General features: G+C 57.7%; 18 protein-coding genes and 1 riboswitch. Of the genes, 13 read left to right on the top strand and 5 right to left on the bottom strand.

Annotation, left to right across the window (positions count from 1 at the left end):
* Positions 1 to 19: 19 nt before the first annotated feature.
* The 8 genes from fmt to hisG all read left to right on the top strand — a co-directional run bounded on the left by fmt (position 20) and on the right by hisG (position 8097).
* Positions 20 to 985 (top strand): methionyl-tRNA formyltransferase, encoded by a 966-nt coding sequence (fmt, locus tag Q0X47_RS00425; RefSeq protein WP_297721390.1) that lies wholly within the window; start codon positions 20 to 22, stop codon positions 983 to 985.
* The gene (locus tag Q0X47_RS00420) at positions 982 to 2508 is read left to right on the top strand and encodes an RsmB/NOP family class I SAM-dependent RNA methyltransferase (protein ID WP_297721388.1); all 1527 of its coding nucleotides are present in this window, start codon (positions 982 to 984) and stop codon (positions 2506 to 2508) included. The genes fmt and Q0X47_RS00420 overlap by 4 nt, the downstream gene beginning before the upstream one ends.
* 65 nt (positions 2509 to 2573) lie before the next feature.
* Positions 2574 to 3236: a ribulose-phosphate 3-epimerase gene (gene rpe / locus Q0X47_RS00415; RefSeq protein ID WP_297721385.1), complete on the top strand. Its 663-nt coding sequence runs from the start codon at positions 2574 to 2576 to the stop codon at positions 3234 to 3236.
* A gap of 49 nt (positions 3237 to 3285) precedes the next feature.
* Positions 3286 to 3407, top strand: a riboswitch (FMN riboswitch).
* Between the two features lie 99 nt (positions 3408 to 3506).
* Entirely contained in the window at positions 3507 to 4310 is an 804-nt protein-coding gene (locus Q0X47_RS00410; protein ID WP_367178265.1) for an ABC transporter permease, read from the top strand.
* Between the two features lie 26 nt (positions 4311 to 4336).
* Positions 4337 to 5449: an ABC transporter substrate-binding protein gene (locus tag Q0X47_RS00405; RefSeq protein WP_297721381.1), complete on the top strand. Its 1113-nt coding sequence runs from the start codon at positions 4337 to 4339 to the stop codon at positions 5447 to 5449.
* 106 nt (positions 5450 to 5555) lie between these two features.
* The gene (locus Q0X47_RS00400; protein WP_297721378.1) at positions 5556 to 6848 is read left to right on the top strand and encodes a methyl-accepting chemotaxis protein; all 1293 of its coding nucleotides are present in this window, start codon (positions 5556 to 5558) and stop codon (positions 6846 to 6848) included.
* Between the two features lie 59 nt (positions 6849 to 6907).
* A complete protein-coding gene (locus tag Q0X47_RS00395) occupies positions 6908 to 7171 on the top strand; it encodes a phosphoribosyl-ATP diphosphatase (protein ID WP_296179713.1) in 264 nt (87 codons plus the stop codon).
* Positions 7172 to 7248: 77 nt separating this feature from the next.
* On the top strand, positions 7249 to 8097 hold the full coding sequence (gene hisG, locus Q0X47_RS00390) for an ATP phosphoribosyltransferase (protein ID WP_297721373.1): 849 nt from the start codon (positions 7249 to 7251) through the stop codon (positions 8095 to 8097).
* Between the two features lie 12 nt (positions 8098 to 8109).
* On the opposite strand, the gene Q0X47_RS00385 is transcribed toward hisG, so the two are convergent.
* Positions 8110 to 9303, bottom strand: coding sequence for a DUF3866 family protein (locus Q0X47_RS00385; RefSeq protein ID WP_367178264.1), 1194 nt, complete (start codon positions 9301 to 9303; stop codon positions 8110 to 8112).
* Between the two features lie 68 nt (positions 9304 to 9371).
* Here Q0X47_RS00385 and Q0X47_RS00380 point away from each other — a divergent pair, with 68 nt between their 5' ends.
* Genes Q0X47_RS00380 through Q0X47_RS00360 form a run of 5 tightly spaced genes read left to right on the top strand, consistent with a single transcriptional unit; the run spans position 9372 to position 16619 of the window.
* Positions 9372 to 11519 (top strand): WYL domain-containing protein, encoded by a 2148-nt coding sequence (locus tag Q0X47_RS00380; protein ID WP_297721371.1) that lies wholly within the window; start codon positions 9372 to 9374, stop codon positions 11517 to 11519.
* 9 nt (positions 11520 to 11528) lie between these two features.
* Complete coding sequence (locus tag Q0X47_RS00375; protein ID WP_297721368.1) at positions 11529 to 11849, top strand: histidine kinase; 321 nt, start codon at positions 11529 to 11531, stop codon at positions 11847 to 11849.
* Positions 11850 to 11861: 12 nt separating this feature from the next.
* Positions 11862 to 14312 (top strand): RNA helicase, encoded by a 2451-nt coding sequence (locus Q0X47_RS00370; RefSeq protein WP_297721365.1) that lies wholly within the window; start codon positions 11862 to 11864, stop codon positions 14310 to 14312.
* Positions 14300 to 15889 (top strand): apolipoprotein N-acyltransferase, encoded by a 1590-nt coding sequence (lnt, locus tag Q0X47_RS00365; protein WP_297721363.1) that lies wholly within the window; start codon positions 14300 to 14302, stop codon positions 15887 to 15889. The genes Q0X47_RS00370 and lnt overlap by 13 nt, the downstream gene beginning before the upstream one ends.
* Positions 15876 to 16619 carry a polyprenol monophosphomannose synthase gene (locus Q0X47_RS00360; protein WP_297721361.1) on the top strand — a complete coding sequence of 248 codons (744 nt, stop codon included), beginning with the start codon at positions 15876 to 15878 and terminating at the stop codon, positions 16617 to 16619. Before lnt ends, Q0X47_RS00360 begins: the two co-directional genes overlap by 14 nt.
* A gap of 57 nt (positions 16620 to 16676) precedes the next feature.
* Here Q0X47_RS00360 and Q0X47_RS00355 read toward each other — a convergent pair whose 3' ends face one another.
* The 4 genes from Q0X47_RS00355 to Q0X47_RS00340 form a co-directional block, all read right to left on the bottom strand.
* Positions 16677 to 17027, bottom strand: a complete 351-nt coding sequence (locus Q0X47_RS00355) for an RNA polymerase-binding protein RbpA (RefSeq protein ID WP_297721358.1) — start codon at positions 17025 to 17027, stop codon at positions 16677 to 16679.
* Positions 17028 to 17307: 280 nt separating this feature from the next.
* Positions 17308 to 17829 (bottom strand): MerR family transcriptional regulator, encoded by a 522-nt coding sequence (locus Q0X47_RS00350; RefSeq protein ID WP_297588608.1) that lies wholly within the window; start codon positions 17827 to 17829, stop codon positions 17308 to 17310.
* A 193-nt stretch (positions 17830 to 18022) separates the two neighbouring features.
* Positions 18023 to 18760 carry a MerR family transcriptional regulator gene (locus tag Q0X47_RS00345; protein ID WP_297721355.1) on the bottom strand — a complete coding sequence of 246 codons (738 nt, stop codon included), beginning with the start codon at positions 18758 to 18760 and terminating at the stop codon, positions 18023 to 18025.
* Positions 18757 to 19203, bottom strand: coding sequence for an FHA domain-containing protein (locus Q0X47_RS00340; RefSeq protein WP_297721352.1), 447 nt, complete (start codon positions 19201 to 19203; stop codon positions 18757 to 18759). The genes Q0X47_RS00345 and Q0X47_RS00340 overlap by 4 nt, the downstream gene beginning before the upstream one ends.
* Between the last annotated feature and the right edge of the window lie 47 nt (positions 19204 to 19250).

Here is a 19250-nt window from a genome sequence, read left to right as displayed (position 1 = left end):
CTTAGATAGGATAGTTTGTATGCGTATTGTTTTCGCCGGTTCTCCCCAGGCGGCCCTTCCCGTATTGACATACCTCGAGGAATCTGCACACGACCTGGTGGCGGTGTTGTCACGCCCGGACGCTCCCTCCGGCCGAGGCCGGAAGCTGGTTCCGTCACCGGTTTCCACCTATGCGGCCCAGCACGACCTGATGCTCTATCAGCCCAAAACCCTTAAGAACAATACAGAAGCTGCCGCATTTTTGCGTGACCTCCAGCCTGATTTGGGGGTCATCGTGGCTTACGGAGCCATTTTGCCGGCTGATATTTTAGAGATTCCTCAGTTCGGGTGGATTAATCTCCATTTTTCCCTGCTGCCTCGCTGGCGAGGCGCCGCCCCGGTGCAGCGTGCTCTCCAGGCGGGGGACACCCAGACCGGCGTTACGGTCTTTCAGCTGGAACCCGCGTTGGATACCGGTCCCATTTACGCAACCTGCTCTTATACGGTGCCGGAGCAAGCGGCGGCAGGGGATGTGTTGCTCGAACTCGCCGAACTCAGCGTCAGGCCTCTGGAACAAGCCCTGACCATGATCGAACGGGGAGTAGCCCCGGAACCGCAAGTGGACACCGGTGTCACCTATGCGCCACCTCTACACCCGTCGGAAGGTGAAATCGACTGGTCCGCGCCGAACGACACGATTGCCAACCACATCAGAGGATTCACACCGTCTCCCGGCGCCTGGACGATGTGGCAGGAATCCCGCATGAAACTCGGTGTCCTGGAGTCGAATCCGCCTGTGACGATGCCTATCCCGCCTCTGGAACCCGGTCAGATTTTTACCACTCGTCACGAGGTGTGGGTCGGGACCGGTTCGGCTCCCGTCTGTTTAGGCACCGTGGCTCCAGCCGGTAAAAAACCTATGCCGGCTGAGGCTTGGGCGCGCGGAGCTCACTTGGAAAGCGGCGCGAAGTTTGGCAGTTCGAGCCCGATGGGAGGCCAGGAGTGAACCATCCAAGGGGCGCTTCCGGGGGCCAGTCTCGCTCGACGCATCACAGTGCGAAACCCCAGGGAGCCGGTCGAAATTTTCAAAACTCCCGCACCGGTTACGCCTATCGAAGCAAAACCCGTCGCGACCCCGCTCGTGACGTCGCTTTTCAAGCCTTGCGTCGCGTAGACCAAGACCAGGCTTACGCTAATCTGGTGCTGCCCGGCTTGATTGAACGCGCGCATTTGCATCGCCGTGACGCGGCTTTTGCCACCGAGCTGGTGTACGGCACGCTGCGTTTACAAGGGCGCTACGACGCCATTATCGGACTGCTCAGTGACCGGGAAGTCGCGGCTTTAGATCCGGAGCTGCTGACGGTGTTGCGGATGGGCATTCATCAAATCCTCCAGATGCGGGTGGAAAACTACGCCGCGGTAGACACGATGGTTGACCTGGCACGAGACCGCTTATCAGCCGGTCCGGCCGGGATGGTAAACGCGGTGCTGCGCAAAGTCACGGAACATGACCTGTCCTATTGGCTCGATGCCATCACGCAGGGACTGACCGGGGAAAAAGCCCTGAGCCGCGCATTTTCCTATCCGGAATGGATTGTGTGGGCGCTGCGCGATGCCCTGGTCGCCAACGGTCGGGATGCCGCGGAGCTGCCGGGACTCCTACACGCCCAAAACCGTCCCGCCTACGTGACGTTGTGCGCCCGGCCGGGTTTGATAACTGCTGATGAGCTGGCGACCGCAGCCGAAACCTATCTCGACGTCGATACTCGCTTGGGTGAACTCTCTGATTGTGCGGTGGTGCTGTCCGGAGGCGATCCGCGGCGGCTGCGCGCAGTAGAGCGGGGTCTCGCCGGGGTAGAGGATGAAGGTTCGCAGCTGGTCGCCAAAGTCTTGGCAGCCGCGCCCATGGCGGGAGTGGAGCGCACCTGGGTTGATTTGTGTGCCGGACCCGGCGGAAAAACGGCACTGCTGGCGGGGTTGGCTCGCTCGCGTGACGTCTCTGTCATCGCCAACGAGATTTCACCACATCGGGCTGAACTAGTGCGCGACTCCACGAAAGCATTTACGGACCAGACAGTGCAGGTTTTGCAAGGCGACGGCCGCGATTTTGGTGAACTTCACCCGGGCAAAGCTGACCGGGTCCTGGTGGACGCACCCTGTTCCGGCCTGGGTTCGCTGCGCCGCCGCCCCGAAGCCAGATGGAACAAATCCGCCGCCGACCTGAAGGAACTCACCGCCCTGCAACAAGTTTTGCTGCAATCCGCGCTGCAGACGGTTAGGCCGGGGGGAGTGGTGGGATACGCAACCTGCAGCCCGCATCTGGCTGAAACTCGCCAAGTGGTCGAAAACGCGGTGAAAAATCGCTCGGATTTGCGAGTTCTGGACGCTACCGCGGTGGCCCGTGACATCATCGTCAACCCGGAACATGACCTCGGGGTGGGACCTTACCTGCAGCTGTGGCCTGACCGGGACGGTACCGACGCCATGTTCCTGGCCCTGATTGAAAAAATGCCTGATTCCCAGGAATAAAACCAGGCTAAAACCGTCCGAAGCCCACTGCGGAATTAGACAATAGAGGAAAGAAGGGAACCGATATGAGCCTTAAGATTTACCCCTCCGTGCTGAACTGCGACCAGATGCATTTCGCCCAGGCGCTGCAAGACATCAAGAGCGCCGACGGGGTTCACCTCGACATTATGGATAACCACTTTGTGCCCAATCTGACATGGGGACTGCCAACCGCCACGGCGGTGTTGAACGCTACCAGACTGCCGGTAGATGCCCACTTGATGATTGAAAATCCAGACCGTTGGGCTTTGGAATACGCCAAAGCCGGCTGTGCGATTGTCTGTTTCCATCTGGAAGCCTCGAAAGCCCCGGTACGAACCGCTGACGTGCTGCACAGTTTAGGCGCCAAATCCGGCATTGCGTTAAATCCTGCTACACCGGCCAGCGCCATCAAAGACATTTTGGGTCGGTTTGACCAGGTCACGGTCATGAGCGTGGAGCCGGGCTTTGGGGGACAAAAGTTTATTCCCGAGGTGCTGCCAAAGATTCGTAAACTGCGCAAATATGCCGAAGATGCCCGCCTGAACCTCGATATCGAAGTTGACGGGGGGATTAATGAAGAAACCTTGCCGCTGGTGCTGAAAGCCGGAGCTAACGTGGTGGTGGCTGGCTCCTACGTGTTCAAGCGGAAACCCGCTGAGGCTATCGCCACGCTGCGTTCCATCGGCACCGGCGCGCACACCCATTAGCAGTTCTTTCAGGAATGGTCCTGAGTGCGTCGCTGAGAGGCTATACTGTAAGTAGCTCTGGGGGCTGTGTAATTCAGCACCGGCGGTAAAGTCCGCGACCTCGTGTGCGCACGAGTTGAATCGGTGAAACTCCGATACCGACGGTTAGAGTCCGGATGGGAAGAGCTGCACGTTTCGCCGCGCCCGCGTATGTTTACTGAGGCATCGGTGAGCGTTCATCTTTCTTTGCCCTAGGCTGTCCAATGAGGTGACAAACCGAAAGGGGTGAAGATGTCAATGAGTCAGAACCGGACACCGTCAACGGCTAACGCCGTCCCGGAGTTTCGGCCGCTCAATGTCATTGCCCCACTCGCTTTGGCGCTGCTCATTGTGGCAGTCTGGTTCCTCGCGACAAGTTCTGGAAACATTCCGACGTTTATCTTGCCGCGTCCCAGTGACGTAGTTCAGTCCGGTGTGGAGCTCTTGAGCGGAAAAACGTTTTGGCTTTACCTGGGAAACACGTTGCTGGCCGCGGCGGGGGGAACCGTCTTGGGACTGATTGTGAGTGTGCCGCTTTCGTTTGCAATCCATCACCTGCGGCTCCTAAACGCGGCGGTTCAGCCGTTTTTGGGGGCTTCCCAAGCGGTTCCGGCGGTCGCGCTGGCGCCGCTGTTGTTGATTTGGCTGCCTACGCCGCGTTTTGCCATTGCGGTGTTGTGCGCTCTGATGGTGTTTTTCCCCATTTTGGTTTCCACCACCGTGGGTTTACATCACCTGAACGCCAGCATTTTGGAAGCCGCCAAACTCGATGGCGCCGGGACGTGGGATCTGATGAAATACATGGAGGTGCCGCTGGTGTTGCCGTCCTTACTGGGCGGCATCCGTAACGGAGTGACCCTGTCCATCACCGGAGCGGTGGTGGGCGAGATGGTCATCGGCGGACGCGGCATGGGAACCCTCATTACCCTGCAGTCACACAACGTAGACACACCGGGAATGTTCGTGAGTTTAATCATGATTTGCACCGTGGCCGCGTTGCTTTACCTAGGGGTGTATCGCCTGGAGCGTCATTCAAAAACTATCAATGCGGTGTAGCCGCGTCCCAAAGAAAGGTTCACAAGATGTCGCATCGTTTTATCAGGTCCCTAGCAGGGCTGGCTGTCAGTGCCGCCGTTCTGGCCGGCTGTGCTGCCTCCGGTGCTGAAAAGGGGAGTTCCGCTGGGTCTGCCGGTAGTCCCGCAGGGGCGGACCGGGCGGTCACAATCGGTCTGACGTATATCCCTAACGTGCAGTTCGCCCCGTTCTATGTGGCGGCTCAAGACCAGCTGTTCCGTTGGGACAACGGCGGGGGAGAGCGCCCCCAGCCCGTTCACCTGCGTCATCACGGCGCCGATGAGGGGCTGTTCAACGCCCTTCTGTCCCATAAAGAGGACTATGTGGTGGCGTTTGCTGACGAAGCGGTGCAGGCGATTTCAGCCGGTATGGATTTGTGCGTGACGGGTATTCTGTACCAAAAATATCCGGTGGAAGTTATCGCGACCAAGCAGTCGGGGATTACCTCCTGGGCTGATTTGAAAGGGAAAACTGTGGGCGTTCCCGGCCGCTTCGGTTCGAGCTGGTTTGGTTTCCAGGCAGGTTTACAGCAGGCGGGTTTGAGCCTTGATGACGTGAAAATTTCGGAAATCGGATATACCCAGCAGACTCAGATGGCTACCGGGAAAGTTGATGCGGTGGTCGGGTTTTCCAATAACGACCTGGTGCAGTTCCAGCTGGCGGGCCTGGATGTGACCGAGATTCCCCTGCCGCCAAATCTGCCGTTGGTAGGTGCTGCCGTGGTGACGACCGGCGAACGGTGCGAAAACCAGGACGCCGCGAATGAGGGTGTCATCAACGCTATGGCTCAAGCCATCAACAGTATCCAGCAAGATCCGGATAAAGCAGTGGAATACACGAAAAAGTATGACCAAACGCTGAACACTGCCGCTTCCTTGCAGGCTGCCCAGAAAGTCAACTTGGCGACGCTGGAGTTGGAGCAGTTGCCTGACTACGACCCGGCTGACCCCGGACGCTCAGCCGCACCTGACCCGCAAAAATTTAAGGCGATGATTGCCCTTTTGGGTGAGGTCGGGGCGTTAGACGACAAAGTTGACCTCAGTTCTTTGGATCAGGCAGGTTTGAAAAAAATCGCTAGGCCGTGGCAGTCCCTGTACGCCAAGTCGTCCGCCGCAAAGTAGATTCGGGGCATTTCGCGGGATTCGGGTGGTACAGACCCGAATCCCGCCCTGTATTGTTAAAATAAATGCAGAACACCGCACTCGCGTATGTAGTTAGGCAAACCTTATGGCAACAATGGAACAGGAAAGCGCGCAACTCCCGACCCAACCGCCTCGTGAAATGGATAAGCAATTCCGAGCCGGGTGGACGCTGACCAAGAAATTGCTGATGAATGGGGTTATCACAATTTTTTCAGCGTGCATGGTCGCCGGTTCCACCACCGTGTTCCTGATCTTGATTGCGCGGGCTTTGCAAAAGGCCGGCGCTACAGCCACCAACCAAGCCACGGTCAAGGCTCTAGCCGAAGCCCAACACCTGTTGAACATCGGAATCGTGGTGGTCATCGTCACCGTCATGTTGGCCTGCATTTTCGTGATGACCCCCATCGTGGTGGTCATTATCCAGGTCACCCGACAGATTAAAACTTTGAACGCCTCGGTGGAAGCTTTGAGTGCCGGGAATTTCACCGTTTTGCCCAAAGTCATGGGCGCCGACGATTTGGCGGGAATGTCGTGGAAGCTGCGGCAAGCTATCCGAGTTTTGGCGGAAACTATGGGCACGGTGAAGGCGGCCTCCGATAACGTTGATAGGGCATCGGGGGAACTGGGTGTGACTTCCGCTGATTCCAGCCAGGTCGCGCAAAACACTTCCGAAACTTTGGAACAGGCTGTGACGAAGACCGAGATGTCGCGTCAGGCTTCTGCCGGGGCTGATGAGTCCCGCATGGAGCTGCAAAAAGAGATGGTAGCGATACGCCACGCCACCGAGATTGCCGCCGGTCTTTCTGACGATGCGGTGCAGGCTGTGGGGCAAGCCACCGCCTGCGTCACAGCTTTGAACCAGGCGGCCGACGAAATTTCTTCCGTGGTAAAGATAATTGCGGACATCGCCGAACAAACGAACCTGCTGGCATTGAACGCCACCATCGAGGCGGCGCGCGCCGGAGATGCTGGAAAAGGTTTTGCCGTGGTGGCTGACCAGGTTAAGAGCCTCGCTACTGAAACCGCGGGCGCCACGCACGAGGTCGAAACGAAAGTCACCTCTATTCAAGATTCGACGGTGCAGGCGGTACAGGAGATTGAAAGCATCTCGCGGGTGGTTGAAGAGATGGCGCAGGTCCAGGTACAGATTTCCGATTCCTTGAGCGCTCAGGACACCTCCGCAACGCATCTCATGGAATCGTTGACCCAGATGAATGAATGCGTGGGGCAGATGACCGAGCTGATGCACACGGCGGTGACGTTGTCCGAACAGAACGCCAACACCGCGGGTGAGGTTTCCACTACGGCAGCCACCTTGGCTCACCAGGCCAAGGGATTGGATACGTTGGTCGGAAAGTTTACTTACCGAACCGCCTAGGGCCCACGCCGTCAGGACAGAGATTTTTAAAACGGGACGAGGTTGCATACTCTTAGAGAGTGAATAATTTTGAAGACCTGTACCAGATTATTGTGAGCCGAAAGAACGAGCGCCCGGAGGGGTCCCGTACTGTTGAGGAACTGGACAGGGGAGTCCACGGCATCGGCAAAAAAATCGTAGAAGAAGCCGCCGAAGTGTGGATGGCGTGCGAATACGAATCGGAGGAAGCGGCTCAGATTGAGATGTCGCAGCTCATTTATCACTTGCAGGTCATGATGGTGGCGAAAGGCTTTACGCCCCAAGATATATACCAGCATATGTAGAGCGGCATCGCCCAAAGTCCGAATCCGGAACGACCCGGAAAACAGTCAATAACAGCTTGAGAAAGGGAGTGTCAGCCATGTTACGAATCGCGGTGCCGAATAAAGGATCGTTGTGCGAACCGGCAGTCACGATGCTAAAAGAAGCCGGTTATAAAGTAACCCGGCGCGGACGCGAGTTGACGGTTATCGACAAGGGTAACGATGTCGAGTTCTTTTTCCTGCGTCCGCGTGACATTGCGGTTTATGTCGGTTCCGGGGTCGTGTCCTGCGGCATCACCGGTCGGGATTTGTTGATTGACTCCGGGGTGGAAGCGGTGGAATATCTCGGGCTGGACTTTGCCCGCTCCACGTTCCGGTTTGCCGGGCCGGCGGACCATTTCCACGACTTGGCGGACATTCAAGGCAAACGGGTGGCGACCTCCTATGACCTACTGCTGAAAAAGTTTCTCGATGAGCACGGGATTTCAGGGGTTCGCGTGGTACACCTGGACGGCGCGGTGGAGTCTTCCGTACAGTTGGGCATCGCCGATTTGATTGCCGACGTAGTCGAAACCGGTTCGACGCTGCGGGCTGCCGGTTTGCAAACTTTCGGTGCGCCTCTGTTGGAATCGGAAGCCTTGCTGATTACCACCGCGGGTCAAGAAAATCACACTCAGCTGCAAACGTTGGCGGCACGCCTGCGGGGCGTGATGGTGGCGCGAACCTATGTGTTGATGGATTACAACGCCCCGTCCGCCCAACTCGCGGAACTCTTGGCAATTACGCCCGGTATTGAATCCCCGACGATTTCCGATCTAGCTGAGGACACTTGGAAAGCGGTGCGGGTCATGGTGAAAGCCGCGGACGTGAACCTGATTATGGACCGTCTCTATGCAGCCGGGGCGCGCGGTATCCTGGTGACTGACCTGAAAGCCTGCCGTCTGTAACGCTGTTACGCCTCAACTACGCGGCGCCGGGGTCGTGTCTGGTTTCTTGGATTCGCGGGTGGGCACGGTCGCTCCGTAGGCTCCCGCCGCTGCCGCCGCGAGGAAAGCGGCTGGGTCTTCGCTAAGCGTTCGTCCCATCGTGGAAAGTTTCACCGGGAAAGCCTCCAGTGCCGCGTAAAGTCCCGTAGTGGGGTGGTTGATGACCCGATGGTGTTCTTGCAAAAGGCTCAGTTGGGACGTCACCAGGGGAGCGAACGTTCCTTTCGGGTCGGCCAAAGCTTTTTCTACAGGATTGTCGAGGTCGAAAACCGGAAGCACCACGTCCAGAGGGGGCAGTCCCATCCAGGTCAACATGGTCAGAGAGTGGTGCGAAATGCCGTAATGCCGGGGGCGCGCGTCGCCGCTGGACATCCGCAGCACCGCAATGGGATGACCGTTTAACGCCGAAGCCGTATGCAAAAATTGCGCCCCGTCGACCCCCGAGTAACCCCAACGAGTGCCGGTACCCAGATTGCCCGGACCTTGAGACACAATGGCCGCATCAGCCTTGACTACCTCGGAGGCCACGAACAGGGCGGAGGGAAAACTGACGGCTTCAAAATCGCCGCCAAAGCACTGCCCGCAGGTAATCGTGGCGGCTAAACTGCCGGACTCGCGCATTTGGGCTACGGTACGGGAATACGCCAATGGCAGGGCGCCGCCATCAGTTTGGATATAGACCAGCCGGGATCGCGGGTTTTGGTGCAGGAATCCCGCCACGATAGCGGGCAGAGCCGAATGCAAATCCGTTACCAAAACGGGAAGTCCATCCAGGTTATCCGCCGATCGCAACAGAGAATGGTAGGGACTGTCCGGCTCGTCCGCACCCAATACCACCTTTTGATGCGGGGTGTAGCGAGCCTTCACCAAGTGGCCAGGATTAGGCAGTTCGTCCGCCGGCAGGCGGGTTTCATTGGCCAGGACCATGGCTTCTCCGCCAGTGCCCAAGGCTTTAGCCAGGGGAGAGACTTCAATCTGGATGATATCGCCGGGCTCAGCGTTACCGAGCAGCTCCGGGTAGCAGATGGCCCGGCAGTTGTCGCCGGGCTGGAAACTCACGGCAGGGCCGGTTTCTTGGCGGGGAGGCGCAGCCACGATTTCGCAGCGCAAAACCTGATGTGGAGTCTGGCGCTGCACTTCCAGAACGCGAGCTTTCCGAATCATCACGGGTTAAGCATAACCGCTTCAACCTAAAGTTCAGAACAATCCCGGAAGTCCACCGCTATAATTTTCCTATGCACCAGGCACCGAGCGAACCCGACGTTTTCGACGAAGATGACGATTATGAATGGCGTAAAGACCTCCCCAGTGACACGGAACTCGCTCCAGCATCGCGCCGTTACCAGGGACTTTTAACAGTCTTTTACCGAGAAGCCCGCCCGTTAACGTATGACGAGATCTATGCCGCCTACACCGCCACCATCGGACCTTACTTCCCGGCTCGCCCCGGTACTGACGACTCGGCGCAGTCTCATGAAAACTACAGTGTCAAAATCCGCAGCGACATCAAAATCCTCAACGAAATCTTGGGCGATATTATCGTGGAGGATAAACGCAATAATGTGGGAACAGAACATCGATACCTGCTGCGGCCCGATTCGCACCGCCCCACGCTGGCTTTTGATGCTGCTGAATCAGTTTGGGTCCACCTGGCGCTGGGATTATTGGAAGGGGATTTTACCAAAATAGATTCCCATGTCCGTTCCGTGAGCGACATCGACCCCGACAATCCGTTGGAAGTCCAGTCGCAGGTGCTCATTTCGCGTCTGACGCAAGACATTTTTCACGCTATCGCCGCGCATCAGTTTATTGAATTCGATTACCAGGCCCGCTATGGTGAATCCACACATCGACGGGTGCGTCCCACGATGATGATGCTGTCTCGCGGATTTTTCTATGTTCGCGGTTTCGATGAAACCCGCCAAGGTTTCCGAACGTTCAAACTGTCCCGGCTCAGCAACCTGGTTATTACGGACCAGACCTTTGAGGTTGCGCAGCACGTGGAGCCACTTCGCGACGTCTCGTTGGAGAGCCCCTTGGATCGGGTCATGTTTATGGCAGACCCCGAAAAAGCCTCGGAAGCAGTCATGAACGCGGAACTCATCTGTGAGTATGGTGATTTTGCCCGCCAGGGACCGGAACTGGGATTGCCCGAGCTCGATTGGGTTCGGTCCGGGTGGAATCTCTATCGGGCCAAACAACCGGATTTCTATACTTGGAGCCGTCTGGCCGCCGAAGCAATGACCCACCTGGTGGTGCTCGACCCCCCGAAACTGGTGACGGCAACCGTGCAGGCGGCTTGCAGCCTCACTCATCTGAGCTTGACCCCAGGCGAATACGAAACAGGGCGGCTCAAGTTTGACGATTTCGCTCCGCGCAGTACCGGTGTTTCTATCGATAACCAGACGCGCGTGACGACCGAATCCCTGGCGGTGATGACGTTTATCTTTAATGCGAGCACTGCCGGCGGCACCTGTACCGTCGATGAACTGGCTAAACACTTTGGCCTCAAACCTCAGGACATCAAAAATATTATTTGGGATTTCTTAGACTTGGACGCGGCCGCCAGTAACGAAAAATCTGACTATGACAGTTTCCTGCCCTCGATACGCAAGGACGGGACCATTGAAGTTAACGGGTCGCACAGTTGGGTGATGCCCCCGTCCTTTAGCGCTGACGAGGCGTTGTCCCTCCTGTTGGGGTTGGAAGTCGCCGGTTATCTGGCCCCGTCGTCACAAGAGGCGATTGCGACCGCTCGTCTGAAGGTCGCCTCTTGGTTGGGGCAGGCGCACGAACTGGCCGCTCCGCAGCTGGTGACGAACACGGTGCCGCCCTCAATCCAAAGCTCTCTGGAGACGTTAAACCGGGCTATCGAGCGAGGTCACACGGCTGTCTTTACCTACACCAATGCCAGCTGGGACACTGCGGAGCACCGCGTGGCACCCCGGTCTGTCTATACAGACCGTTACCATGTGTATCTGGTGGGAGTGAACCTCGAGAATAACAAGTGGCACAAGTACCGCTTGGATCGCCTCAGTAACCTGCGTGTCACCGCGGAGACGATTCCCGACAAACTCCCGCAAAAGCCCAGCTACAAGTACCAGACAGTGGACCTGGAGCTGAAAAATCAGGCGAAATCCTACGTGGACACGATTCTTCATGCCCAGACGGTGGAACAATCCGCGACTACGTACCGGGTACGTTTGAAAGTCAAAGATCCTGCCTGGCTGCAGCGGGTTATACAGATTCTCGCCCCCGATATCGAAGCCATTATTGGTGGGCCCGCACAAGAGCCGGTCGTGGCGGCAGCCCGGGAGGTGGGCGCCGCGGCCTTGGCACTCTACGCACAGGTCGACTCCGCACAGTCAGCTGCGGACGGGTAAGATTGAGCTATGAGTGTTCAGGATATCGTGTGGCTCATCGCCGTAATTTGTGCCGTGATTATTTTTGTGACCACAACCGCGTGGATTATCGTGCGTAGCATACGTCTCTATCGGACGGTTCGCGATATTGAGCTACCTGCTGCCGACACCGCGGAGTCAGTTCGCGAACCGGCCCGAAAGCCAGCACCTACGGGAGACGCCGCAACTTTGAGCGCGGCACGGGTGGCTCGCGCCGAGGTGAAACAGGCTCGTAAAGCCAACAAGCAGCGCCGCCTGAATGCTGCTCATGACCGCTGGGCGAGCTACGATTTGGTGGCACCGCGGCAGTAAACATCTGAGATTATGAGTCCCAAACGTCACCGTTACCGCGAAAGCCAGAAAGCTGCCGCGCGATTGGCGCAAACGGAAACCTCCGACGCTACCAACCCCTCTCCCGCCCAGCGGTATCAGGCTTTTAAAGCAAACCAGCAATCCCCGGAACTTTACGAGTTCCAAGCCCTGTTCGATTTTCCCCTAGACGACTTTCAAATTGAGGCCTGCCAGGTACTCGATAAGAACCAAGATGTCCTGGTCAGCGCCCCAACTTCGGCCGGGAAAACCATCGTCGGCCTGTATGGGATTTTCCTGGCTTTGCGCCAGGGCAAACGCCTGTTTTACACGACACCAATCAAAGCCCTGTCCAACCAAAAGTATCTGGAACTGGTGGAGTTATTCGGTGCAGAAAATGTCGGACTGCTGACCGGCGACACGGCGATAAACGGCGACGCCGCCATCATTGTGATGACCACGGAAGTGCTGCGGAACATGATTTATGCAGGCGCGCCGCTGGCAGACCTGGGATATGTCGTCATGGACGAGGTTCACTATCTCTCCGATCATTTCCGCGGGCCGGTGTGGGAAGAAATCATTATTCACCTCGATGCGGCGGTGCGCCTCATTTCCCTTTCCGCCACGATTTCCAACGCCAAGGTGTTCGCTCAATGGCTCCAGACCCTGCGCGGTCCCACCACGGTCGTTTCGACCTCAGTCCGACCGGTGCCGTTGAAACACTTTATGATTAGCGCCTCGGGAGAAATCCTGCCCCTGTTCGCCAAAGGCGAGGTGGGCGGACACCTGAACCGGGCTCTGTTAGCCCAAGCCGCCCAGCAGGTCATGCCGCGCCGCGGCCGGATGCCCCGCCGGATTCGCGCGGACAGACCGGCGGTAGCGCGCAGTTTAGAACAGCAAGACCTGCTTCCGGCGATTGTGTTTATCTTTTCTCGGCAGGGCTGTAACGATGCGGCGGCGCAAGTGTTTGACGCCGGTTTGCGCTTTACTACTGCACCGGAAGCTGACCAGATTCGCCTCGAGATAGAGACCGAACTGGCAGGTTTCAGCCAAGGCGACTTGAGCGCGATTGACGTTTCAAACTGGGAAGAAACGCTGGCCGCTGGTATTGCCCCGCACCACGCCGGGTTGCTGCCGATTCAAAAGCAGCTGACCGAGTCTCTGTTCGCAAAAGGCCTGATTCGCCTGGTTTTCGCGACTGAAACGCTGGCTCTGGGCATTAATATGCCCGCTCGTACCGTTGTCTTGGAATCACTGAACAAGTGGAACGGTCAGGAACGCGCGAACCTAACGCCGGGGGAATACACCCAGCTCACGGGCCGTGCCGGGCGTCGCGGGATTGACTCGGTGGGGTATGCCCTGACCCTTATGGAAGTGAAGAATCCGCCGCAGTTGCTGGCCAACCTAGCCAGTCAGCAAACCTACCCGCTGCACTCAGCTTTCGTGCCGACCTTTAACATGGCGGTAAACCTGCTGGCCCGCACCACCTTGGAGGGCGCTAAGGGAACTGTCGAAAAATCGTTTGCCCAGTATGTGGCATTGGGAAGTTCGCGCAAATTGTTCTCGCAGCTGCGCCGGTTTGAAGAATTGGCCGCGGAGCAAGCACACGCGGCGAGTTGTGAGCGCGGTGACGTGCTGGCGCTATTGGACTTGATGAACGCCCTGTCCAAAGCGGAAAAACAGGCCAAACAGCGGCGTCACAGTGGGGAAAACACCCCCGAGAAACAGCAAGCTGACCGCCGGGCTATTGAACAGGCCCGCGCCCAGATGAAAGCCCACCCGGTCTACAGCTGCCCCGACCGAGACAAACACCTGGTGAAAGCCCGTCAGGCCGCCAAAAATCGGGAATCAGCCCAGATGACCCGCCAAAGGATAGAAAACCGCACCAAGTCCCTGGCTCGCCAGCTGGACCAAACCTGCCAAGTGTTGCGGGAACTGAACTATGTCGATGATGATTTCCGTCTCCGCAACGCCGGAACCATGCTGCAATCGGTGTATAACGAACGGGATTTGCTGGTCGTGGAATGCTTGCGCCGCGGCGTTTTCGATGAATTGAACGTGGCCGATTTGGCGGGGGCACTCTCGGTGTGCCTAGCGCAAAACCGTACCGGAGGATTGTCCCGCTTGATTCCAGCCGAGGCTTCTGCCAGCCTGGCCACGGCGTTGGAATCCATGGGACGAATTAACTTTGAAATCGCCACCCTGCAGCAAGAACACTACCTGGAGGCTTACCCGCCGTTAGAAACGGATTTGCTGCCCGGAGTAGTGGCATGGGCTCAGGACGTCAGCCTCGGGCAGTGTCTGGAGCTGACCGGCATGAGCGCGGGCGACTTCGTGCGGGTTATTCGCCAAGTCATTGACCTCGCCGACCAGCTGCGCAAACTGAATCTCGATCCGGCCCTGCACACGAAATTCCGCAGCGTCATCAACCAGGTCAAGCGGGGAGTGGTGACGTGGGACTTCTGATAGCTCTGCCCCTGGCTTTCTTCGGGGGAGTGGCCGGAGCCCTCGCCTTTCCGCACTGGAATCTGTGGCTGTTGCTGGTTCCTTCCGTCATGATTCTGCTGGGAACCTTGCGCTGGCAGTACGGTCACGGCAAATCTGGGCGCCGGGTTCTGTTGGTGTCAGCAGGGTGGGGCCTGGGCTTTTTTGGTCCGCAGTTGACCTGGACCGGGGTTTCTGCCGGTTCGGCCCTGCCGTGGATTGCCCTAACGATTCTCGAGACGCTGTTTATCTGTTTCTTTGCACAAGTGTGGGTGCGCGCCGAACAGGCTATTCCGCGGTTTCCCCGTCTGTTTGGGTTGATGCGGCTGATTTGGGCGCCTTTGGCTTGGGTCGGAGTGGAACAGATGCGTGCCCTGTTGCCTTTCGGGGGTTTTCCCTGGTCAAAACTCGCTTTTGCCCTGGTTGATACCCCGCTGTTGGCGTGGGCGCCGTGGGGCGGTAGCGCGCTGGTCAGCGGAGTCTGCGTGTTCATCGCCGCTGCCATTCTGGAAATTCTGGGCCGGCACCGCGGCGTAACATTGCGGATAGTTTCACTCATTGCTGTTATCGCAGCTACCGTTTTTCCCAACTTGGCACACCCCGCGTTGCCAGAGATTACCGGGCATGTCACGGCAGCGGCGATTCAGGGCAATACGCCGGGCCGTGAGCCGCAAACGGCTTACGGGCAGCTCTACGAAGTGCTGAATAACCACGTCAATGAATCTTTGCGCTTGCGTCAACGGACAGCTCAACACGTCGACGTGGTGCTGTGGGCGGAAAACGCGGCCGACGTGGATCCGCGCACCAGCCCTCGTGCCGCCGCACTGGTGAACGAAGTCATCGCGGCTTTCCAAGCCCCGCTCATCACCGGAACGTTAGGGGCGGGGGCGCGCGGACCGGGCGTACCCAATCTCGCCGAAACCAACACAACTTCCTTGCAAAACACCATCTTGGTGTGGGAAAACGGTCAGGTCCGAGACACGTATGCCAAAAAACACCTGGTTCCTTTCGGCGAGTACCTGCCTTGGCGGAAGTTCTTTGCGGCGGTCATTCCCACTTTCGCCGCTCTGGTTCCCACAGACTTGGCCGCTGGCGAAAGTGTGGCCCAGCTAGAAGTCTCGCTGGCCGGTCAAGACGTGCGCCTCGCCAGCCCGATTTGTTACGAAATCGCCGACGACGACCTAGTGCGCCAAGCGGTCACCGGCGCGAACTTCCTCTACGTGCCGACATCGAATTCTTTCTTCGGTTCTTCCGACCAAGCTGACCAGCAGCTCGCTATCGCGCGGTTCCGTGCTGCCGAACACGGCTTAGACACGATTCAAGTATCCACCATGGATTCCACCGCGCGGATTGACGCCCGCGGACAGATTGTAGGCCGGGTCATTCCGAACTTTACGGCCGGCAGTTTCGTAACGGACATTCCTTTGCGCAGCGGAACTACCCCCGCCACCGCCATCGGGGGACTGCTCGGACTAGGCTCGCTGGTATTGGTCGTCCTAGCTGCAGTTTTACAAGTATTATTAGCTCTGTCAGAAAGTTGGAAACGTGGAACGCACTAACCTCAACGCGAAAACTGTTATCGCCATCCCGACTTATAACGAGCGGGAAAACCTGGAATGGATTACCGCAGAGGTGTTGGCCCAAGCGCCAGGGATTCACGTCCTCGTTGTCGACGATAACTCGCCTGACGGTACCGGTCAGCTGGCAGACGCTTTGGCCGCGGACCACCCGCAGCTCCACGTGTTGCACCGGGCGGGCAAGGAAGGTCTAGGACCGGCGTATTTGGCGGCGTTTGCCTGGGCGGACAGTCACGGATTTACCTGGGTCGGGGAATTCGACGCCGACGGTTCGCACCAGCCTCGGGACTTACCCCGTCTTTTGGCCCTAGCTCACGGCAGCGGTCGTCCGAATTTGGTCATCGGCTCGCGGTGGCGGCGTGGGGGAGCGACCGCGGGCTGGTCTGCCTCGCGCCAGCTGCTGAGCCGGGCGGGCAGTTTTTATGTCAACGTGGTTCTGGGGCTGGGCGTAGCCGACACGACGGCGGGTTTTCGGGTCTACCGGGTCGATTTCCTGAACCGTTTACTGCAGCGTTACGCGATTGAATCAAAAGGGTATGGTTTCCAGATTGAGATGACCTGGCGGACGCGCCGGGCGGGGGGCAAGATTGTGGAAGTGCCCATCACCTTTGTGGAACGCCGGGCGGGTACCTCGAAAATGAGCGGGTCAATCATCAAGGAAGCGTTCCTGGAAGTCGCCCGGTGGCGGGTCCGGGAACTTTGCCAACATTGATAGTGTTATGTCATTTTCTTGGGGCAGAAACCGCCCGATAAAGAAAATAGGGTACTTTCAACGTCCGTAATGGCGCCGGCCGGTGCGCAGGGCTTCCAGACGTTCGTCCAACAGAATCTGTAGTTCCTCTTCGCTGCGCCGATCCATCAGCTGTTCCCAATGGGTGCGCTGCGGCTTAGTAGTTTTTTCTTCTTGGAAGTCTTCCACACCGTTGCGGATTGCAGTTTTCGAGCAGACCGGACATTCCCAAGAGTCGGGTACTTCGGCGTCGATCGCGAAAGGGACGTCGAAGGCGTGGCCTTCCGGGCAGGTGTAGTCCACGTTTTGGCGTTCGACAAAAACCACGCCTTCTTCGGACTCGAGAGAATTGGAACCCATACGCATCCCGCGTAATGCGCGATCAGCCACGATAAGTGCCTCCTTGTAATGCTTAGCGGTTCATTCTAACCGATTTGACGGATTTTTGCTCAAGGGCGGTGCCGGAGTGTTGGGATTGCTACCTCGCCGCGCCCCTCCAATCCGATAATATATATTATGTCATTTTATATATAGCGCGTCTGTCCTGCTCATTCCCCTAGGGCACGCGCACAAAAAAGTGTCCCGGTCGAAACGCATCTCCCTAACCTCCGACCGGGACACCACTGTCGTGCCAAAGTTTTGGCACCGCGCTTGTGAACCAGAAAAACTGTTAGCTGACTTGGCGACGACGCGCGCGGCGCTCCGCCAGTTCATCGCGAACTACCACGTTGTCGTCATTGATGTTCTCTACGGGCAGCTGCGCCAGCTCGCCCTCAATTTCGTGCCAGACGCGGCCCACCGCGATGCCGAACACACCCTGGCCGCCTTGCACCAAGTCGATGACTTCGTCTTGTGACGTACAGGCGTAGACCGAAGCGCCATCACTCATGAGAGTAATCCCCGCCAGGTCTTCCACCCCCATCTTTGACAAGGTCGCTACGGCCACGCGAATCTGTTGCAGGGAGACGCCGGTGTCGAGCAGGCGCTTAACCACCTTAAGTAGCAGACAGTCTCGGAAAGAATAGAGCCGCTGTGAGCCCGAACCGCGGGCATTGCGCACGGAAGGTTCCACTAAACCGGTACGAGCCCAGTAGTCGAGCTGCCGATAGGTAATCCCAGCTGCCTTGCAGGCAGTCGGTCCGCGAAAACCGGTTTCTTCGTCGATGACCGGCAGGGTTTCACCAAACAGCATCCCCTGCTTTATCTGCGGTACTCCAGACTTGCTTGGCTTTTCCAAGGCAACCTCCGTTCAAGTGTGTTTCTATTTTAGATTATGCACCATAGAAACGTGGGCAAATGTGCGCGGCGCGCCCAAACCTTGCACTTAAAGTTTAAGTGCAAGCTAGGCCGGGAAACAAACCCATTTCCGCACCCAGCAGCAATAGCTACAGTTCCTCGACTCCGACGCTCAGCAATGCCTCGGCCAGAGACGCCAATTGCGCCGAAAGTTCCACCGCCCGTATCTGGGCACGATCCTTGGCTGCGGCGTTATTTTTTTGCCGTTCCGGGGCCACCACCCGGTCAATTAAATCCAAAATCGCATTTATGGCCGAGTAAACGGAGCGTAAATTGCGTGGCTCGATACCCTGCTTCTCTAAGACTTCCAAAGCCTGCACCACCGCGACTGTACCGGAGGAAAACCGGGAGGAAAAATCCGGGCTAATGAGTTTCGCATTGACTGCCTTTTCCAGCAGTTCCTCGGAAGCCCCGGTATAAACCAGCAAATCTTGCAGCGTAATTCGTGAGCTTACGGGCAGACGCATCTCACCCTCCGAAGCCACGACCCGCATGACCGGCTGTACCGGCAGGGGTTCCTCCCCCAAATCCAGCAGCCGCAAATTTTCACCAATCTGGTTCAGCGGTAGGTAACTGTCACGCTGGGCTTGCAGGGCGTAGCGAATGCGCTCCACATCGGCCAGAGAATAGCCGCGGTAGCCGTTGGACATACGGGCTGGGCAGACAATCCCGTGCTTCTCAAAATTGCGTAGCTTAGCCTGAGATACTGAAGGAAATTCCTTCACGATGATCTCATGGACTCGTCCAATGGACATAGTCGGCTCATGACTTACCTCCGGGGGCCACGAGCTGCCAACGTCATTGACCTTTCGGGCTACCTGGTTCATTTCTTAAAATTCACCGCCGGGTAGTAAGCCAAACGAAACTTGCCAATCTGGACTTCCTCCCCCGGTGCCAGCAGGTGTGACTCGACTCTTTCGCGGTCAATATAGGTGCCGTTGAGGGAGCCGACGTCACGAACCAAGTAACCGTTGTCTTGGCGAAGGAACTCACAATGCCGGCGCGAAACCGTCACATCGTCGAGGAAAATATCCGACTTGGGGTGCCGGCCTGCGGTAATGCGGTCCGTATCAAGCAGGAAACGCGCTCCTGCGGAGGGGCCGCGCTGCACGATTAGCAGTGCCGAACCTGCCGGCAGAGCCGCGACAGCCTCCTCGTCAGCGGAGGACAAAACCCGCTTACCCAGTTCTGGTTCCGCCTCAGGAACGCCACCTATAGCCCCGAAAACAGCAGTTTCAGTAGGGTCCGGTCCTGGAATCGTGTCCGACACTTCGTCCTCCTTTGAGAAAATTTCGATATCTCTACTTTAGTGGAACC

Source organism: uncultured Mobiluncus sp., assembly GCF_947254095.1.
Classification (GTDB): domain Bacteria; phylum Actinomycetota; class Actinomycetes; order Actinomycetales; family Actinomycetaceae; genus Mobiluncus.
This window is presented reverse-complemented; position numbering and strand designations above follow the sequence as displayed.